The sequence below is a fragment of the Tepidimonas charontis genome (assembly GCF_007556685.1).
Classification (GTDB): domain Bacteria; phylum Pseudomonadota; class Gammaproteobacteria; order Burkholderiales; family Burkholderiaceae_C; genus Tepidimonas; species Tepidimonas charontis.
Map to the genome: position 1 here is coordinate 1 of NZ_VJON01000040.1, position 17,734 is coordinate 17,734.

At 67.2% G+C, this 17,734-nt stretch carries 17 protein-coding genes and 3 tRNA genes; 7 read left to right on the plus strand and 13 right to left on the minus strand.

Annotation, left to right across the window (positions count from 1 at the left end):
* The 10 genes from Tchar_RS10710 to trpE form a co-directional block, all read right to left on the minus strand.
* A partial coding sequence (locus Tchar_RS10710) for a GTP-binding protein (RefSeq protein ID WP_236640437.1) occupies nucleotides 1-127 on the minus strand: 127 nt, incomplete at its 3' end.
* A 66-nt stretch (nucleotides 128-193) separates the two neighbouring features.
* Nucleotides 194-268: transfer RNA gene (locus tag Tchar_RS10715), tRNA-Thr, on the minus strand.
* A 62-nt stretch (nucleotides 269-330) separates the two neighbouring features.
* Nucleotides 331-404: transfer RNA gene (locus tag Tchar_RS10720), tRNA-Gly, on the minus strand.
* Between the two features lie 65 nt (nucleotides 405-469).
* Nucleotides 470-555 (minus strand) — tRNA-Tyr (locus Tchar_RS10725).
* Between the two features lie 171 nt (nucleotides 556-726).
* Nucleotides 727-1,293, minus strand: a complete 567-nt coding sequence (locus Tchar_RS10730; RefSeq protein WP_144329017.1) for a hypothetical protein — start codon at nucleotides 1,291-1,293, stop codon at nucleotides 727-729.
* Nucleotides 1,294-1,295: 2 nt separating this feature from the next.
* A complete protein-coding gene (trpC, locus tag Tchar_RS10735) occupies nucleotides 1,296-2,102 on the minus strand; it encodes an indole-3-glycerol phosphate synthase TrpC (RefSeq protein ID WP_144329018.1) in 807 nt (268 codons plus the stop codon).
* Nucleotides 2,099-3,154, minus strand: a complete 1,056-nt coding sequence (trpD, locus tag Tchar_RS10740) for an anthranilate phosphoribosyltransferase (RefSeq protein WP_144329019.1) — start codon at nucleotides 3,152-3,154, stop codon at nucleotides 2,099-2,101. Before trpD ends, trpC begins: the two co-directional genes overlap by 4 nt.
* A gap of 88 nt (nucleotides 3,155-3,242) precedes the next feature.
* A complete protein-coding gene (locus Tchar_RS10745) occupies nucleotides 3,243-3,812 on the minus strand; it encodes an anthranilate synthase component II (RefSeq protein ID WP_144329020.1) in 570 nt (189 codons plus the stop codon).
* Nucleotides 3,809-4,150, minus strand: a complete 342-nt coding sequence (locus tag Tchar_RS10750) for a chorismate mutase (RefSeq protein WP_236640433.1) — start codon at nucleotides 4,148-4,150, stop codon at nucleotides 3,809-3,811. Before Tchar_RS10750 ends, Tchar_RS10745 begins: the two co-directional genes overlap by 4 nt.
* On the minus strand, nucleotides 4,147-5,667 hold the full coding sequence (trpE, locus tag Tchar_RS10755; protein ID WP_144329021.1) for an anthranilate synthase component I: 1,521 nt from the start codon (nucleotides 5,665-5,667) through the stop codon (nucleotides 4,147-4,149). The genes Tchar_RS10750 and trpE overlap by 4 nt, the downstream gene beginning before the upstream one ends.
* Nucleotides 5,668-5,962: 295 nt before the next feature.
* Here trpE and uvrA point away from each other — a divergent pair, with 295 nt between their 5' ends.
* Nucleotides 5,963-8,995 carry an excinuclease ABC subunit UvrA gene (uvrA, locus tag Tchar_RS10760; RefSeq protein ID WP_144329022.1) on the plus strand — a complete coding sequence of 1,011 codons (3,033 nt, stop codon included), beginning with the start codon at nucleotides 5,963-5,965 and terminating at the stop codon, nucleotides 8,993-8,995.
* A gap of 76 nt (nucleotides 8,996-9,071) precedes the next feature.
* On the opposite strand, the gene Tchar_RS14075 is transcribed toward uvrA, so the two are convergent.
* A complete protein-coding gene (locus Tchar_RS14075; protein ID WP_236640434.1) occupies nucleotides 9,072-9,236 on the minus strand; it encodes an RcnB family protein in 165 nt (54 codons plus the stop codon).
* 583 nt (nucleotides 9,237-9,819) lie between these two features.
* Between Tchar_RS14075 and gorA the strand changes: the two genes are divergently transcribed.
* Nucleotides 9,820-11,238 carry a glutathione-disulfide reductase gene (gene gorA / locus Tchar_RS10770; RefSeq protein ID WP_144329023.1) on the plus strand — a complete coding sequence of 473 codons (1,419 nt, stop codon included), beginning with the start codon at nucleotides 9,820-9,822 and terminating at the stop codon, nucleotides 11,236-11,238.
* Nucleotides 11,238-12,761 carry an AMP nucleosidase gene (locus Tchar_RS10775; protein WP_144329038.1) on the plus strand — a complete coding sequence of 508 codons (1,524 nt, stop codon included), beginning with the start codon at nucleotides 11,238-11,240 and terminating at the stop codon, nucleotides 12,759-12,761. Before gorA ends, Tchar_RS10775 begins: the two co-directional genes overlap by 1 nt.
* An 84-nt stretch (nucleotides 12,762-12,845) precedes the next feature.
* Here Tchar_RS10775 and asd read toward each other — a convergent pair whose 3' ends face one another.
* Together asd and Tchar_RS10785 are read right to left on the minus strand one after the other, a co-directional pair.
* Entirely contained in the window at nucleotides 12,846-13,718 is an 873-nt protein-coding gene (gene asd, locus Tchar_RS10780; RefSeq protein WP_144329024.1) for an archaetidylserine decarboxylase, read from the minus strand.
* 77 nt (nucleotides 13,719-13,795) lie between these two features.
* The gene (locus Tchar_RS10785) at nucleotides 13,796-14,077 is read right to left on the minus strand and encodes a helix-turn-helix domain-containing protein (RefSeq protein WP_144329025.1); all 282 of its coding nucleotides are present in this window, start codon (nucleotides 14,075-14,077) and stop codon (nucleotides 13,796-13,798) included.
* A 162-nt stretch (nucleotides 14,078-14,239) separates the two neighbouring features.
* On the opposite strand from Tchar_RS10785, the gene Tchar_RS10790 reads away from it, so the two are divergent.
* The 4 genes from Tchar_RS10790 (at nucleotide 14,240) to Tchar_RS10800 (ending at nucleotide 17,655) form a co-directional block, all read left to right on the plus strand.
* Nucleotides 14,240-14,947, plus strand: coding sequence for a hypothetical protein (locus Tchar_RS10790; protein ID WP_144329026.1), 708 nt, complete (start codon nucleotides 14,240-14,242; stop codon nucleotides 14,945-14,947).
* 324 nt (nucleotides 14,948-15,271) lie between these two features.
* Nucleotides 15,272-16,210, plus strand: a complete 939-nt coding sequence (locus Tchar_RS10795; protein WP_144329027.1) for an ATP-binding cassette domain-containing protein — start codon at nucleotides 15,272-15,274, stop codon at nucleotides 16,208-16,210.
* A gap of 42 nt (nucleotides 16,211-16,252) precedes the next feature.
* Nucleotides 16,253-16,834 carry an acyloxyacyl hydrolase gene (locus Tchar_RS14080; RefSeq protein WP_236640435.1) on the plus strand — a complete coding sequence of 194 codons (582 nt, stop codon included), beginning with the start codon at nucleotides 16,253-16,255 and terminating at the stop codon, nucleotides 16,832-16,834.
* A complete protein-coding gene (locus Tchar_RS10800) occupies nucleotides 16,831-17,655 on the plus strand; it encodes an ABC transporter permease (RefSeq protein WP_236640436.1) in 825 nt (274 codons plus the stop codon). Before Tchar_RS14080 ends, Tchar_RS10800 begins: the two co-directional genes overlap by 4 nt.
* The last annotated feature ends 79 nt before the right edge of the window (nucleotides 17,656-17,734 follow it).

Genomic DNA, 17,734 nt, shown 5'->3' on the forward strand with positions numbered 1-17,734 from the left:
GACCACCAAACTTGCTCGCCAGCACCGTCGTGATGGCCGCCGTCAGCGTCGTCTTGCCGTGGTCCACGTGACCAATCGTGCCCACGTTGACGTGCGGCTTGGTCCGCTCGAATTTTTCCTTTGCCATGCTACGCGCTCCGAATGGATGTTTGCCGAACTCACTCACACGCCCCACGTGGGGCTAGGACAACGGTGGTGCCCATGGGCAGGATCGAACTGCCGACCTCTCCCTTACCAAGGGAGTGCTCTACCACTGAGCCACATGGGCCTGCGACCGCCTTGCGGCAGCCACGAAAACCTAGACTCGACACCAACTCACCGGCGCTGCGCTGGAGCGGGAGACGGGAATCGAACCCGCGTCATCAGCTTGGAAGGCTGAGGTTCTACCATTGAACTACTCCCGCGCGATCCCGCGGGATGACGTCGCGGGCTGGCACTGCCTTCTCTCAACCCAACAGAACCGATTCGCTGGTGGAGGGGGTTGGATTCGAACCAACGTAGGCGTAAGCCAACAGATTTACAGTCTGCCCCCTTTAGCCACTCGGGCACCCCTCCGGCGAGAGTTCGTGATTATGCCACGGTTTCGGGCCGCATCGCACGCGCGGCACAAAAATCGAGCGGTCGGTGGCAGGATCAGCGGCAGGAGGGGCGACGCCAGCACCCCGTGCACCGCGCGGACACCACCCGGGTGGCCGACGCCGTAGAGACCGGCTGCCGCGGCGAGATTCACGCCTGCGCGGGCATGCCGCCGCCGACCTGAACGGCGCACCGCGTCAATTGCGTCAGGACGCTGTCGCACCAGTGCGCCAGACGCCCCGACGTATCCGCCGCGGCGCGAATGCCGTTGATACTGCGCTGGCTCAGGTGGCGTTCACAGGCCACGACCGCATCCAGCCAGCCGCGCTCGCGCAGGGCGTGCACGGCGGCGTGCGCCAGCGTGCCGCAGACCACCACCCACCGCAGCCCCGCCAGTTCATGCGCCAGCCGCTCCAGGTTGGCGGTTTGCAGCACCTCGGCCAGTGTGGGCACCGAGCGCTGGGTCAGCGCCGGATATTCGACCTGCGCCCAGGCATTGGTGATGACATAGCCGGCCCGATGCGGGCTCGAAAAACGCAGTGGATCGCGCTCGTGCAGCGTCAGCAACACACGCGCCAGATTGGCCCCGGTGCCAGCCGCGCACGGGTAGCCGCGCTGCGCCTCGAAGCGGCCGGGACAAATGAAGACGAAACCGGTGTGCGCCCCTGGGCAGGGTTGCCAGTGGACCGTACCGACGTCGCGTCGATGCCGCCCCACGCTCAACCCCGGTGATCGAACAGTTGCGCCAGCGCCACGCCGGGGTCGGCCGCACGCATGAAGGCTTCACCGACCAGGAAGGCCGACACCCCGGCTGCGCGCAGGCGTCGGACATCGTCGGCAGACTGGATGCCGCTTTCCGTCACCAGGATGCGGCCGGGCGCCAGGCGCGGCAACAGGTCCAACGTGGTCTGCAGCGAGACGTCGAAGGTGCGCAGATTGCGGTTGTTGACCCCGATGAGCGGCGTGCGCAGGCGCTGCGCGCGCTCCAGCTCGGCGGCGTCGTGCACTTCCACCAGCACGGCCATGCCCAGCTCCTCGGCGATGGCCTCGAAGTCGGCCAACTGGGCATCGTCCAAGCAAGCGGCGATCAGCAAGATGGCATCGGCCCCCAACGCGCGTGCCTCCCACACTTGGTACGGATCGACCAGGAAGTCCTTGCGCAGCGCCGGCAGCGCCGCGGCGGCACGCGCCTGACGCAGATACGCGGGGTCACCCTGGAAGTAGGAGCGGTCGGTGAGCACCGACAGGCAGGCCGCGCCATGGCGCGCATAGCTGGCAGCGATGGCAGCCGGGTCGAAGTCGGCGCGCAGCACGCCCTTGGACGGGCTGGCTTTTTTGGCTTCGGCGATCACCGCCGCGCGCCCGGCCGCGATCTGGGCCTGCATGGCGCCGACGAAATCGCGCACGGGGTCGTCGTGCCGCGAGGCCTCGGCGCGCGCCCGCAGCGCTGGCGCCGACTCGCGCGCGCGCGCCGCCGCTACTTCTTCACGCTTGGTGGCGCAGATGCGCTGCAGGATATCGCTCATGCCGGCTCTCCAGCGCCCAGGCGATGGGTGACGGTGATGAACTGCTCCAGCTTGGCCTTGGCGGCGCCGCTGTCCAGCGCGGCACGCGCGCGCGCGATGCCGGCTTCGATGCTGTCGGCCACGTCGGCCGCGTACAGCGCCACCCCAGCGTTGAAGACGACGATGTCGGCCGCTGGTCCTCGCTCGCCATCGAGCACCGCCAGCAGGCGCTGGCGCGAGGCCTCGGGCGTGTCAACCTGAAAGGCACGGTGGCTGGCCATGGCCAGACCGAAGTCCTCGGGGTGAATCTCGTACTCGATGATCTCGCCGCCCTTGAGCTCACCGACCAGGGTCGCCGCCCCCAGGCTGACTTCGTCCATACCGTCCTTGCCGTGCACCACCAGCGCGTGCTCGGCCCCCAGACGCTGCAACACGCGCACCTGGATGCCGACCAGATCGGGGTGGAAGACGCCCATCAAGATGCGTGGTGCGCCCGCCGGGTTGGTCAGTGGCCCCAAAATGTTGAAGATCGTCTTGACCCCCATTTCCCGGCGCACCGGGGCCACATTTTTCATCGCCGGGTGGTGGTTGGGCGCGAACATGAAGCCGATGCCGACCTCCTGGATGCAGCGCGCAATCGCGGCGGGCGACAACTGGATATTGACGCCCAGGCTCTCCAGCACGTCGGCGCTGCCGGACTTGCTGCTGACGCTGCGCCCGCCGTGCTTGCTCACGCGCGCGCCGGCGGCGGCCGCCACGAACATCGCGCAGGTGGAAATGTTGAAGGTGTGCGCGCCGTCGCCCCCGGTGCCGACGATATCCACCAGGTGCGTGGTGTCCTCGACGACCACCCTGGTGGCGAAGTCGCGCATCACCTGGGCGGCGGCGGTGATCTCGCCGATGGTTTCTTTTTTGACGCGCAAGCCGGTGATGATGGCAGCCGTCATCAGCGGCGAGATTTCACCGCTCATGATGAGCCGCATCAGGTGCAGCATTTCGTCGTGGAAGATTTCGCGGTGCTCGATGACGCGCTGCAACGCCTCTTGCGGGGTGATGAGGTGGCGATGGGGCATGGCGACGCTCCAAAACGCGGTTGGGTGGGTCAGGGGCACGGCAGAAGGGAAGTGGCTGCGCCGACGCCGTGTGGACACAGCCCGCCGATCACGTGGACTCCAGAAAATTTTTCAGCAGCGCGTGGCCGTGCTCGGTGAGAATGCTCTCGGGGTGGAACTGGACCCCGTGCACCGGCAGCTCGCGATGGCGCACGCCCATGATTTCGCCGTCATCGCACCAGGCGGTGACGGCCAGCACGTCCGGCAGCGTGGCGCGCTCGATGGCCAGCGAGTGGTAGCGATTGACGGTGAACTGGCGCGGCAGGCCGGCGAAGACGCCTTCCTGCGTGGTGGTGATGACGCTGGTTTTGCCATGCATGAGCTCGCGCGCCCGCACGATGGTGCCGCCAAAGGCTACGCCGATGCTCTGGTGTCCCAGACAGACCCCCAAAATCGGCAGCCGGGTGGCAAAGTGCCGGATCGCCGCCACCGAGATGCCGGCTTGCGTCGGCGAGCACGGCCCCGGCGAAATCACCAGCCGGTCGGGTGCGCGCACCGCGATGCCCTCCAGCGTGATGTCATCGTTGCGGTAGACCTCCACCTCGGCGCCCAGCTCGGCGAAATACTGCACCAGGTTGTAGGTGAAGGAGTCGTAGTTGTCGATCATCAGCAGCTTCATGGGCGCTCCAGATCGGTGGCCGTGCGACTGCGTTGGGCAAACAGGCGCGCTTCGTAGGCGATGAAGCAGTCCATCATGGCGCGGTAGAGGGTTTCCATGAAATCGGCGTCGCCGCCGTGCTGCACGGCCAGCGCACGCACGTGGTGCACCACTGCTTCGATGCGCGCCTCGTCGCGCACTTCGTGCGCGTGCTGCTTGATGCGCGCCGCATCGTGCATGCAGTGCGCGCGTTGCACCAGCAGGGGAACCAGCGCGCGGTCCAGCGCGTCCACACGCTGCCTGACCTCGCTCATGGTGCGCGGCAGCGCATCAGCAGGCTGGGGCGTGGCGGCCATCATCCCAAGCCCTCCTCCACCAACTCGGCCGCGCGCAGCAGCGCGCGCGCTTTGTGCTCGGTCTCCTGCCACTCCAGCGCTGGCACCGAGTCCGCCACCACGCCGGCGGCGGCCTGCACGTACAGGGTGCCATCGTGGACGACCCCCGTGCGGATGGCGATCGCCAGATCCATATCGCCGGCGTAGCTCAGGTAGCCGACCGCGCCGCCGTAGATCCCGCGCTTGGTCGGCTCCAGACGGTCGATCAACTCCATGGCGTGCACCTTGGGCGCGCCGGTGAGGGTGCCCGCCGGAAACGTGGCGCGCAGCACATCCATGTTGCTCAAACCCGGACGCAGCCGCCCTTCGACGTTGCTGACGATGTGCATGACGTGGCTGTAGCGCTCCACCGCGAAGGCTTCGGTGACGCGCACGCTGCCGGTGACGGCGATGCGACCGATGTCGTTGCGCGCCAGGTCGATCAGCATCACGTGCTCGGCGCGCTCCTTGGGGTCGGCCAGCAGCTCCTGCTCGGCGGCTTTGTCTTGCTCGGGCGTGGCGCCACGCGGGCGCGTGCCGGCCAGCGGCCGGATGGTGACCTTGACGCCGTCGGCGGTGCGCTCCTGCCGCACCAGGATCTCGGGCGAGGCGCCGACCACATGCAGATCGCTGCCACGCGCATCGGCCCCCGACAGGTTGTAGTAGTACATGTAGGGGCTGGGGTTGAGCGTGCGCAGCGCCCGGTATAGGCTCAACGGGCTGTGCGCAAAGGCTTTGTGAACGCGCTGGCCGATGACGATCTGCATGAAGTCGCCCTGTTGGATGAGCGCCTTGGCCTGCTGCACCGCGGCCTCGAAGTCGGCGCGGCTGCGCTGGTGCACCACGGCTGTTGGAGCGCCGCAACCGATCGCGGGCGCCTGCACCGGGGCGCGCAAGCGCTCGCGCAGGGCCTGCAGACGCGCCAGGGCGGCCGCATACGCGTCGGGCTGGCGCGGATCGGCGTAGACGATCAGATACAGGCGACCGCTGAGGTTGTCGATGACCGCCAGCTCTTCGGTCTGCAGCAGCACGATGTCCGGCAACCCCAGCGGGTCGGGCGGGCACGTGTGCTGCAGCTTGCGCTCGATGTGGCGCACGGTATCGTAGCCAAAGTAGCCCGCCAGTCCGCCGCAAAAACGCGGCAAGCCCGGCACGGGCGCGACGCGAAAGCGCTGCTGGTAGGCGGCGATGGCGTCGAGGGGATTGCCGCACAGGGTTTCGATGACGGCGCCGTCGCGCACCACCTCGGTGCGGGCGGCGTCGCCAAAACCGCTGGCACGCAGCCAGGTGCGCGCCGGCAAACCGATGAAGCTGTAGCGCCCGAAACGCTCCCCCCCCACCACCGATTCCAACAAAAAACTGTTGCGGCCCTGGCGTTCGACCGCCGCGAGCTTGAGATACAGGGACAGCGGGGTGTCGAGATCGGCAAAGGCCTCGGCCACCAGGGGAATGCGGTTGTACCCCTGCGCGGCCAGCTGTTCGAATTGTGATGCGGAGATCACGGCAAGGCTCCTGAGGCGGTGCGGGGGTGGCGCTGTCGCCACCAACCCGCTCACACGACGCAAACGACGCGCGGACGCGCGGACCAGCGAAACGGCGGCGCTGCGGCGCCGCAGGCGGATTCAGGCGTGCGTGACAGGCCGGCGCCAGGGCCAAGCCTCCCGGCGGCCAGTCTTGAGCGCGGCCGCCCGGCGGGCATCGAACAGACAGCGGTGGGCAGACATAACGCACAGTGTAGCAAAGCGCTGCCGAGCGGCTCGTCCTATGATGGTGGGTTTGCCAACGCCCGAGTCGTCCATGCCGCCACGCGATCCCGTCTTCACCGCCTCGACGCCCGGCGCCGCTGCGCGCGTGCTGCGCGTGCGCGGCGCGCGCACCCACAATCTGCGCAACATCGATCTGGACATTCCGAAAGACGCACTGGTGGTGATCACCGGTGTGTCGGGCTCGGGCAAATCGAGCCTGGCGTTCGATACCTTGTACGCCGAGGGCCAGCGGCGCTACGTCGAGAGCTTGTCGGTCTATGCGCGCCAGTTTCTGGAGCGCATGGACAAGCCGGACGTGGACGTGATCGAAGGCTTGAGCCCGGCCATCGCCATCGAGCAAAAAGCCACCAGTCACAACCCGCGCTCGACGGTCGGTACGGTGACCGAAATCCACGATTACTTGCGCCTGCTGTTTGCGCGGGTGGGTACGCCCTACTGCCCGCAGCACGACGTGCCGCTGCAGGCGCTCACCGTCAGCCAGATGGTGGACGCCCTGTTGGCCCTACCCACCGAGACCCGACTGTTGCTGTTGGCGCCCGTGGCCGTGCGCGCCGACGATCCGACCCCCACGCTGCAGGCACTGCAAAACGAGGGCTTCGTGCGCTTTCGCATCGACGGCGCGGTACACGAAGCCGAGTCGGCGCGGGCGTATCTGCATCCAAACGCGCAGCTGGAGGTGGTGGTGGACCGCCTGAAGGTACGCGCCGAGGCTCGCCAGCGCCTGGCCGAGAGCCTGGAGACGGCGCTGCGCGTTGGCGCCGGGCGCGCCTTGGCGTTGGAACTGGACACCGGCGCGCTGCACACGCTGGCCGCGCATCCGGCGTGCCCGCATTGCGGCCACCAGCCCGCGCCGCTGGAGCCGCGCCTGTTTTCCTTCAACGCGCCGCAGGGTGCCTGCCCGCGCTGCGACGGCCTGGGGCATGTGGAAGTGTTCGATGCCGCTCGGGTGGTGGCCTTTCCCGAGCTGAGCCTGCTCGGCGGCGCCGTCATCGGCTGGGACCGCCGCAACCCACACGTCGTCAGCACCGTGCACAGCTTGGCCGCCCACTATGGCTTCGACCCCGAAGCGCCTTGGCAAACGCTGCCGGCGGCGGTGCAGCACGCCCTGCTGCACGGCAGTGGCAGTGAATCCATCGTTTTCAGTTACGGGGCCGACGGCGGACGGCGCGTGACCAAGGCTCACCCCTTCGAAGGCATTTTGCCCAACCTGGAGCGACGCTGGCGCCAGACCGACGCGCCCGCGGTGCGAGAGGAGCTCGCCCGCCTGCGCGTACGCCAACCCTGCCCGGCCTGCGGCGGGGCGCGCCTGCGGCCCGAGGCGCTGCACGTTTTCATCGGCGAGGGAGCGCAGCGGCGCAATATCGATGCCATCAGCCAAATGACGTTGGCCGAGGCGCACGGATATTTCGAGGCGCTGCGCTTTGGCGGCGCACGCGCCGAGATCGCACAGCGCATCCTGCACGAAATCCGCGCTCGGCTGCGTTTTCTCAACGACGTCGGCCTGCCCTACCTGACGCTGGCGCGCAGCGCCGAGACGCTCTCCGGCGGCGAAGCGCAGCGCATTCGCTTAGCCAGCCAAATCGGCTCGGGGCTCAGCGGCGTCATGTATGTGCTGGATGAACCCAGCATCGGCCTGCACCAACGCGACAACGACCGCCTCATCGCCACCTTGCTGCGCCTGCGCGATCTGGGCAATACCGTGCTGGTGGTGGAACACGACGAGGACATGATGCGCGCGGCCGACCACGTCATCGACCTGGGACCCGGGGCTGGTGCCCATGGCGGGCGCGTGATGGCCCAAGGCCATTGGACGGCGGTGGCTGCGACCCCGGGGTCGCTGACGGGCGACTATCTGGCCGGGCGGCGGCGCATTCAGCCACCGGCACAGCGGCGCAGCTGGACGCCACCACCCGCGGCCACGGTGCCCGAGCCGTACGCCCACCCCGCCCAGGACACACCCGGCAACGGCGACACGACGGCCGCTACTGTGGACGCGCGCCGTGCGCGCTGGCCAGGCTCCGATGGCACAGCCGCACCCGGCGCCGCGGCGGCGGCACGGGCGTTACGCCTCGTCGGTGCCCGTGGCCACAACCTGCAGTCGGTCACGGTGGACATCCCCCTTGGGCTGTTCACCTGCGTCACCGGCGTCAGCGGCTCGGGCAAATCCACCTTGGTCAACGATACCCTGCTGCGGGCCGTACAACGCCACCTGCACCGCAGCAGCGACGAGCCGCTGCCCCACGAGGCGCTGTATGGGCTGGAGCATCTGGACAAAGTGATCGCCGTGGACCAAAGCCCGATCGGGCGCACCCCACGCTCCAACCCAGCCACGTACACCGGGCTGTTTGCCACCATTCGCGAGCTGATGGCGCAGACCCCACTGGCGCGCGAGCGTGGCTACACACCGGGGCGCTTCAGTTTCAACGTGGCAGGCGGACGCTGCGAGGCCTGCCAGGGCGACGGCGTGATCAAGGTCGAGATGCACTTCTTGCCCGACGTCTACGCCCCGTGCGACGTCTGCGGTGGCGCGCGCTACAACCGCGAAACGCTGGAAGTCCGCTACAAAGGCCTCAATATCGCCGATATCCTGGCGTTGACGGTCGAGCAGGCACACCGATTCTTTGCTGCGGTGCCCGCCCTGCAGCGGCGCTTGCAAACGCTGCTGGACGTCGGGCTGGGCTATCTGCAGCTCGGGCAGAGCGCCACCACACTCTCCGGGGGCGAGGCACAGCAGCTGAAATTGGCGCAAGAACTGGCCAAACGCGACACCGGGCGCACGCTCTACATCCTGGACGAACCCACCACCGGCCTGCACTTCGCCGATATCGAACTGCTGTTGCGCGTTCTGCTGCAACTGCGCGACGCGGGCAACACCATCGTCGTCATCGAGCACAACCTGGACGTCATCGCCTGTGCCGACTGGCTCATCGACATGGGGCCGGAGGGCGGCGCCGGCGGCGGCCGCGTCGTGGCTTGCGGCACGCCTGAGCAACTCGCCAACCACCCGGGCAGCCACACCGGACGCTATCTGGCCCAGCACCTGGCGCGCCGGGGCACGCGCTAGGGGCGGCGCGGCTCGCACATCCGAGCGGCACCGGCGCACCGTTGACGCAACGTCACCGCGCTCGATGCCGATCCCCTTACAGTCCCCCCAAGTCCTCGATGGCGTCGATGACAAGCGAGGTACCGACGGCAATGAGCAAAATGTCGGCCGCCACCCGTACGAAGTCATGACCGGGGGGCGGATCGCCCAGGCGACGACGCAGCTCGGGCGGTATCGGATAGACCGCGACACCCGGCGGCAACGGCTGCCCCAGGCGCCATAACTTCGCCAGCCCGGGCGGGCGGCACCCATTGTTCTTTTTGGCCAACCCCCGGAGGACAAGCGCCCCGGGCCACCTGTTGCCCGAATACCCAGCGCACCGCCTCGCGCTGCCGATCGTCGAAATAGCCTCCAATGGCAATCGAGACACGGCCGTCACCTGGCACGGCTGCTGCCGGTGGCTTCGCGTCACCGGGCGCGGGCGTGACCGCATGCGGGGGTTTTCCATGCACGCCATCGTGGCCGCTGCCGGCCCACTGTGGCTTGCCTGCCCACGCAGGCAACACGAGGGACACCCCCAGAAACGCGCCGATGAAACGATCCGCGTCGCACGGGCGCACGCACGCGCAACCGCGCGTGGCTGGCGTACCGCACGGTGCGATTGGGAATGCACAATGCCGCTCATCATGAACCCCCAGAGTCGGTGCGAGGCCACAGCATCGCTACACCTCGGCCTCGGCGCGCAGCGCTCACACCTGCGCTGGCATGATACAACCCACGGCGGCTGCCGGCCACCGTTGCCACGCAGCCCCGGCCCATCGCATTCGGTTACCCGCGGGGATATCATGAGCGAGTTCGACTTCGATTTATTCGTCATCGGCGGCGGCAGCGGGGGCGTGCGCGCCGCCCGCATGGCTGCCCAGCGCGGCGCGCGCGTGGCGCTGGCCGAAGCGCGCGGCCTGCCGGGCTTGGGCGGCACCTGCGTGACGCTGGGCTGTATTCCGAAAAAGCTCTACCGCTACGCCGCCGCCTATGCGCACGCCTTCACGGAGGCGCGTGGCTATGGCTGGCAGGTCCCGACACCCCCCTTCGACTGGGCTCGACTCAGGCAACGACGTGCCGCCGAAGTCGCGCGCTTGAACGGCGTGTATGAGACGCTGCTGCGCAACGCCGGCGTGACCCTGCTGCTGGGACAGGCACGGCTGCACGACGCCCACACCGTGACCGTGCGGACCCGCCACCCCGACGGCAGCGCGACCGAGCAGCACTGGCGTGCACGCCACATTCTGGTGGCCACCGGGGGCATTCCCCACGTACCGCACTTTCACGGACGCGAGCACGTCATCACTTCCAACGAGGTGTTTGACCTGGAGCCCTTTCCCCAGCGCTTGGTGGTGGTCGGCGGCGGCTACATTGCCTGCGAATTCGCCTCCATCTTTCACGGCTTGGGTGCCCAGGTGACACTGCTGTACCGGGGCGAGCAGATTTTGCGCGGCTTCGACGATGAAGTCCGCCACTATTTGGCCGCCGAATTGGTGCGCGAAGGCATCGACCTGCGCCTGCGCAGCGGCGTGGTGGCGGTGCAGCGCGCCGACGGCGGCCTGCGGGTGCAACTGGAAGACGGCGCCCAGCTCGACGCCGACGCCGTGCTCTACGCTACCGGGCGCGTGCCCAACGTCGCCGGGCTGGGCTTGGAGACCGTGGGGGTGGCCCAAGGGGCGCTGGGCGCCATCGTCGTCGACGAGCACTTCCGCACCAACGTGCCCAGCATCTACGCGCTGGGTGACGTGACCGCGCGCGTGCAACTCACCCCGGTGGCGCTGGCCGAAGCGATGGCGCTGGTCGATCATCTGTTTGGACCGCCACCGGGTGCTGGCCCGCGCCACGCCCGCTACGACCTGATCCCCACCGCCGTCTTCACCGATCCGGAGGTGGCCACGGTGGGCTGGACACAGGAGCAAGCGCTGCAACGGTGCGATGCGGTGCGCATCTACCGCAGTATCTTTCGGCCGCTGCGCCACACCCTCAGCGGCCGTGCGGCTCGCACCCTGGTCAAACTGCTGGTGGACGATGCCAGTGACCGCGTCGTCGGCTTGCACATGGTGGGATCAGAGGCGGCCGAAATCGTGCAGGGTTTTGCCGTGGCACTGCGCGCCGGCGCCACCAAAGCCGAATTCGACGCCACGCTCGGCATCCACCCCACGGTGGCCGAGGAATTCGTCACCTTGCGCGAACCCGCCGCCATCGTGCGCCGTACCCCATGATGTCCGCTGACACCCCGCCCTTCACCCCGACCCAATCCTTCACCGATCCCGAGGCGGCGGTGGCCGAGGTGACTCGCCGCTACCACGCCGCGGTCGAGCATCTGCGCGCGGCGCTGCGGCGCTACATCGACACGCCGCTGGACGCCGCCGCCCCCCTGCCGCGCGTGCGCGCCACCTATCCCTTCGTGCGGATCCACGTCACACGCCCATGGCAGCCCGCGCACAGCGGCGACGCGCGCCGCACCAGCTACGGCTTCGTTGCCGGCACCGGCCGGTTCGAAACCACCCTCACCCGCCCGGATCTGTTTGCCGACTACTGGCGCGAGCAATTCGCCCTGCTGCGCCAGCACCACGGCGTCCCACTGGAGGTGGGCGACAGCCGTCAACCGATTCCGCTGCACTTCGCGCTCGGTGAGGACACCCACTTCGAGGGCGAACTCGACCCCGTGCAGCGCGCGCGCCTGGGCGAAGTCTTCGATCTGCCCGACCTCGGCGCGATGGACGACGGTATCGCCAACGGCACGTACTGGCCCAGCCCTGGTGAGGCGCAACCGCTGGCGCTGTTCACCGCCGCGCGCATCGACTACTCACTGCAGCGCTTGCGCCACTACAGCGGCACGGCACCGGCGTGGTTCCAAAACTTCGTGCTGTTTACCAACTACGGGTTTTACGTCGATGAATTCGTGCGCTACGCGCGTGCCGAAATGGCGCGCCCCGACAGCGCCTACGTCGCCTTCGTCGAGCCCGGCAACGTCGTCACCTGGCGCACCCAAGTGAGCGACGCCGAGCGCGCCCGGATCATCGGCCCCACTGGCGCCCCCCCGGCGCGCATGCCCCAAATGCCCGCGTACCACCTGGTGCGCGCCGACCGCAACGGCGTGACGCTCGTCAACATCGGTGTGGGCCCCAGCAATGCCAAAACCGCCACCGACCACATCGCCGTCTTGCGCCCCCACGCTTGGCTGATGCTGGGCCACTGCGCCGGACTGCGCACCAGCCAGCGCTTGGGTGACTATGTGCTGGCGCACGCTTACGTGCGCGAAGACCACGTGCTGGATGAAGAGCTGCCGCTGTGGGTGCCGATCCCGGCGCTGGCCGAAATCCAGCAGGCACTGGAAGGCGCGGTGGCCGACGTCACCGGCTTGCAAGGCGCCGACCTCAAGCGCGTGCTGCGCACCGGCACCGTGGCCAGCACCGACAACCGCAACTGGGAGCTGCTGCCCAACCACCTGCCCCAGCGCCGTTTTTCGCAGTCACGTGCGGTTGCGCTGGACATGGAGTCGGCCACCATCGCCGCCAACGGGTTTCGTTTTCGCGTGCCCTATGGCACCTTGTTGTGCGTCAGCGACAAGCCACTGCACGGTGCCATCAAGCTGCCGGGCATGGCCGATCACTTCTACCGCGAGCGCGTCGATCAGCATCTGCGCATCGGTCTGCGCGCCATCGAACGGCTGCGCGCCGCCGGCATCGACCAACTGCACAGCCGCAAGCTGCGCAGCTTCGCCGAGGTGGCGTTTCAGTGATCCGGGCCCGGCATGCGGCTTGCCGCATTCTGGATGCGAGGTGCCGATCACTTGGCGCCGACGAATCGGTGCCTGCCCCCACCGTCAGCGCCAGCTGCCCATCGCTTCGCCCATGCGCACGGCCCGACCAGCGGCCCACGCCGGGTTCAAAGTCACGGTGGCGCGCGGAAACAGCGCAATCACCGTCGATCCCAGCAAAAAGCGCCCCATCTCCGCCCCGCGCGCCAGCCGTATCTCGCGATCGTCATACGTCCAGCGCCGCACGATGCCCGGCCGCGGCGGGTTGACCACGCCGTGCCACAGCGTGGCCATGCTGCCTACGATGGTCGCCCCCACCAACACCAAAACGAATGGGAAGCGCCGGCCATCGGGACGCTGCCCCTCGAACACACACACCACGCGCTCATTGCGCGCAAACAGGCCCGGCACTCCCCGGGCGGTGGCCGGGTTGACGGAAAACAACGCCCCCGGCACGTGCACCATGGCGCGCAGCCGCCCATCACACGGCATGTGGATGCGGTGATAGTCACGCGGACTCAGATACAGCGTGGCAAAGACGCCGTCGGCGAACGCCGCCGCCAACGCCGCATCGCCGCCGAGTAGCGCCGTGGCCGTGTAATCGTGCCCCTTGGCCTGCACGATGCGCTCACCGCTCAAGTCGCCACACTGGCTGATGGCCCCATCCACCGGACAGACCAGGTCGGCATCGGCCAATGGCCGCACGCTCGGGCGCAGCGCGCGCGTAAAAAAATCGTTGAACGTGGCATAGGCGGCGGGATCGGGCTGCGCCGCCTCGGTCATGTCCACTTGGTAGCGAGCGATGAAACGGCGTATCGCGGCCTGCGTCACCGCCCCCAGAGGCCGACGCGCCAAGGCCCCAGCCACGGCGGTTAAGGCCTGCTTAGGCACCACATATTGCAGCCACACCGTGGCCCGTTCGGCAAACGAATTCGACATCTTGCGACGAGGTGTCGGGTAGACGCCCCTTTGAGCCTGATCGTTACGTAGAGCACAAAGGCAGCTCCGTCAACCCGTCAGAGGCCACTGTTGGGCGAGGAACTGGTTGCCCCCGCCTCGCGGGGCTCGTGACGCAGGAATCCTAACACTGCAGCGGGGTCTATCGAGAGCGAGTGGCACCAGTCGACAAACAAGATGACGTCGATAAAAGCCTCACCACGCTCCATCTTGGAAACAAACGACTGCCCAACACCCAGACGCGCCGCCAACGCGGTCTGAGTGATCCCACGTTGCTGACGCGCCGCCTTGAGCTGCGAGCGTAGCTTTTGATATCGGGGGTCATAGAGCGAAGGAGGCACGCCATCTATGCTCTATGCCACACTAGACTATTCCAAAACGGACTTTACAGTCGTACAATTCAACACGTACGCTTCGGCTCGCCCTTCCCGTGACAAGAGCCGTTGTGCTCATCTGGAGCACAGACGGCAGGTCTTTTCAACCCGCCCAAAGGAGGAATTGACGTGAAAACAACGATGACACGGTACACCTTGGTCGCCGCGACGACAGTCGTACTTGCCGCTTGCGGTGGCGGAGATGGAGGCAGCGATAGCCCCTCAAGCACACCAGCGCCGACCCGATCGGCTGTCGAAGGCCTTTGGACCAACCAATACGGTGGGGTACTGGTGACATCGACTGGTGAGTTTTGGGGCATTGAGTATGATAACGGTTGGGTCTTGTTCCAAGGACAAGTCAATGCCGCCGGCGGTAGTATCTCCGGCTCGGGGACCATGTACGAAGGGCTGACGCGGGTCGCCGGCAGTGTGGCGGGCTCTTATACCTCGACGAACCTATCCGTCACATTGAGCGCGCAAAATTTTGGTGCAATAACGGCCACCCTTGCCAAGAATGCTTGGTACGACCAAGCTCCAAGCTTGTCCCAAATGGCCGGCACGTATCGCAGCGATGGGGGGGCCTTTTTTGTCTTGTCGACCACCGGTGCCATCCAAGGCTCCAACGGTGCGTGCACCTTCGCTGGACAGGCACGCACCAGCGACGAGGGAAAGAACTTCTACCGATTTACGCTCACTTACGGCAACACATGCGGTATTTTGTCGGGCAAATCCTCGAGCGGGGTCGTCGTACCGAGCTCCAACACGCAAGCGTTTTACGGTGAAAAGCTAGATGACGGCACGATTGGTGACGCTGGTGTTCTGATAAAAGTCAATTGATCGTCATTCGACAACAAACCGACCAAACGATCCGCAGCGGGCGAGTGTTCACACCAGTAACACAGATGCCTGCTGCGGAACTTCGTCGCCCGCCGACCCATCTTTCGCGGTTGCGAGCCATAATTTTGATTCCATCTCATTCTTCGCGCCGCTGCCGTCTCCGCGCCTCGGCGCTGCGCAGGCGAGAGTGGGGCGAAATGAGCCTTCTGTAGACTGTATCCCTGCTGGCCCGGACGGATCTCAGGCGTGCAGAATATCCACGGCACCGCCAAAGAGCGTTCGTGACCAACAGTCCGGCGAACGTGCGACTGGCACAATATCGCCATGCACCCGCCCCTGCTCGATATCGTGGGCCTGACCAAGCGTTATGGCGGCCGTCCTGTAGTCGACGACCTGTCGTTTACGATTGCATCGGGCGAATGTTTGGGGTTGCTCGGCCCCAACGGGGCGGGCAAAACCACCACGCTGCGCATGGCCCTGGGCTTGACCACAGCCGATGCGGGCCACATCCGCATCCTGGGCCGCGATATGCCGGCGGATGCCGCCTGGATCAAGGCTCGCCTGGGGGTGGTGGCGCAGTTCGACACGCTCGACCCCGACTTCACCTGCGCCGAAAACCTACTTGTCTATGGGCGTTACTTTGGCCTGCGCGCCGCAGTGCTGCGACCGCGTATCGGCCAGCTGCTGGAATTTGCAGCCCTGGCCCACAAAGCCAACGCCCGGCCGGGCGAGTTGTCTGGTGGCATGCGGCGGCGCCTGAGCCTGGCGCGCGCCTTGGTCAACGACCCCGACCTGCTGCTGCTCGACGAGCCCACCACCGGGCTCGACCCCCAGGCCCGCCATCTGATGTGGGAGCGCCTGCAACAGCTGCTGCAACGGGGCAAGAGCATTTTGCTGACCACGCACTTCATGGACGAGGCCGAGCGGCTGTGCCATCGGCTGGTCATCATCGACCAGGGACGCAAAATCGCCGAAGGCGCACCGCGTGCGCTGATCGCTCAGCACCTGGAGCCGGAAGTGGTGGAGGTGTACGGCGAACAGGGCACGGGCGCCGCGCTGCATGACCTGCTGGGACCCTCGACACACGCCTTGGCCGAACGCGTGGAAACCCGCGGCGAGACAGTGTTTTTCTACACGCACGACGCGCGACCGCTGCTGGCGCAGCTGGGTCAGCGCCCGCGCCTGCGCATGCTGCACCGCCCCGCGAACCTGGAAGACCTATTCCTCAAGCTCACCGGGCGCCAGATCCGCGACGACGGCTAAACTGCTGGTCCACTGCATCGTTAATCCGAGGACAATCCCACCATGCTCCCGCATCGCACCGCTGCCGTCGCCTGTTTGGGGTGTGTGCTTGCGCTCACCATGGCCAGCGGCGTCGTCGCCGCGCCCGACCCCGGTACCGGCACAACCGCCATCGCCAGTGACGGGGATCGACCTTCGCCCACCGTCGCGCTGGTTCGGGGCAAGCAATCGGGCGAGACACACGACGCCGCACTCGTGCGCCTCCCCATCGACCCCCCACTGCGCGTGGGGATCAGCGACCTCGACCACCATTGGCAATTCGAGCTGGGCCGCTGGCACAGCGGCATCTCCCGCTCCGTCGGCCACGTCGCCACCGCATGGCACGTATCGTGGCAGCCTCGCCAGTCGGCAACCCTGCGTCCCTACGTCGAAGCGGCTCTCGGTCTGGCCGCCTTCGACCACACCCAGGTGGGCGCGCGCCGCCTTGGTTCGCACGTGCATTTCACCGAACAGCTGGGCGCCGACCTGCAGCTAGGCCGCCAGTGGCGCATCGGCTGGCGTTACGCGCATTATTCCAACGCTGGCCTGCGCTCCCCCAACGATGGTGTGGACATGCACAGCCTGATGGTGCAGTGGCGGCCGTGAGCGCATCCCGACACCCAGCCTGGTGGGGCGCACCGCGCCTGAGCCTGCGTTTCGCCGCGGTGTGGCTGCGCAACCTGCTGGTGTGGCGCAAGCTCGCCGTCCCCAGCCTGGTGGGCAACATCGCCGAGCCGCTCATCTGGCTGGTCGCCTTCGGCTACGGCATGGGGGCGCTGGTCGGCACCGTCACCGTGGCGCTGCCGCAGGGCGGCACCGAAGCCGTGCCCTACTTGGTCTTCCTGGCCAGCGGCAGCATTTGCATGAGCGCGATGAACGCCGCCACCTTCGAAGCGCTGTACTCGGCCTTTTCCCGCATGCACGTCCAAAAAACCTGGGACGGCATCCTCAATGCGCCGGTGACACTGGACGACATCGTGCTGGCCGAGATGCTGTGGGCCGCCTTCAAGGCGCTGTTCACCGCCGCGGCGATTCTGGGCGTGATGCTGGCTCTCGGCATCAGCCACAGCCCCAAGCTCGCGCTGGCGTGGGCCGTGCTGGGGCTGACCGGCATCACCTTCGCCAGCCTGGCGCTGATCTTCAACGCGCTGGCCAAGGGCTACGACTTTTTCACCTATTACTTCACGCTGTTTCTGACGCCGATGATGTTTCTCTCCGGCGTCTTCTTTCCGCGCGAACAGCTGCCGACTTGGGTGCAAGCGGTCTCCGACATCCTGCCCCTGACGCACGCCGTGCAACTGGTGCGCCCTTTGTTTCTGGACCGCTGGCCCGCCAACGCCGCGCTGCACCTGGCGATCCTGGCCGCCTACGCTGCAGGCGCGTTTTGGGTGGCCCTGGCACTGACGCGGCGGCGTTTTGCGCGTTGACGGTGCAGCCACCACTGGTGTGCACCCAGATTCCATCTCCTTTCACACCGGCTGCGTCCCCAATATGATGCTCAGCGCG

Excerpts from the sequence above, each read along its gene's own strand:
- Tchar_RS10775 (WP_144329038.1), top strand. The coding sequence starts at position 11,238 with ATGTCCGCTGACACCCCGCCCTTCACCCCGACCCAATCCTTCACCGAT.
- trpC (WP_144329018.1), bottom strand. The coding sequence starts at position 2,102 with ATGAGCGATATCCTGCAGCGCATCTGCGCCACCAAGCGTGAAGAAGTA.
- gorA (WP_144329023.1), top strand. The coding sequence starts at position 9,820 with ATGAGCGAGTTCGACTTCGATTTATTCGTCATCGGCGGCGGCAGCGGG.
- Tchar_RS10795 (WP_144329027.1), top strand. The coding sequence starts at position 15,272 with ATGCACCCGCCCCTGCTCGATATCGTGGGCCTGACCAAGCGTTATGGC.
- Tchar_RS10745 (WP_144329020.1), bottom strand. The coding sequence starts at position 3,812 with ATGAAGCTGCTGATGATCGACAACTACGACTCCTTCACCTACAACCTG.
- Tchar_RS14080 (WP_236640435.1), top strand. The coding sequence starts at position 16,253 with ATGCTCCCGCATCGCACCGCTGCCGTCGCCTGTTTGGGGTGTGTGCTT.
- asd (WP_144329024.1), bottom strand. The coding sequence starts at position 13,718 with ATGTCGAATTCGTTTGCCGAACGGGCCACGGTGTGGCTGCAATATGTG.
- Tchar_RS10750 (WP_236640433.1), bottom strand. The coding sequence starts at position 4,150 with ATGATGGCCGCCACGCCCCAGCCTGCTGATGCGCTGCCGCGCACCATG.
- uvrA (WP_144329022.1), top strand. The coding sequence starts at position 5,963 with ATGCCGCCACGCGATCCCGTCTTCACCGCCTCGACGCCCGGCGCCGCT.
- trpD (WP_144329019.1), bottom strand. The coding sequence starts at position 3,154 with ATGCCCCATCGCCACCTCATCACCCCGCAAGAGGCGTTGCAGCGCGTC.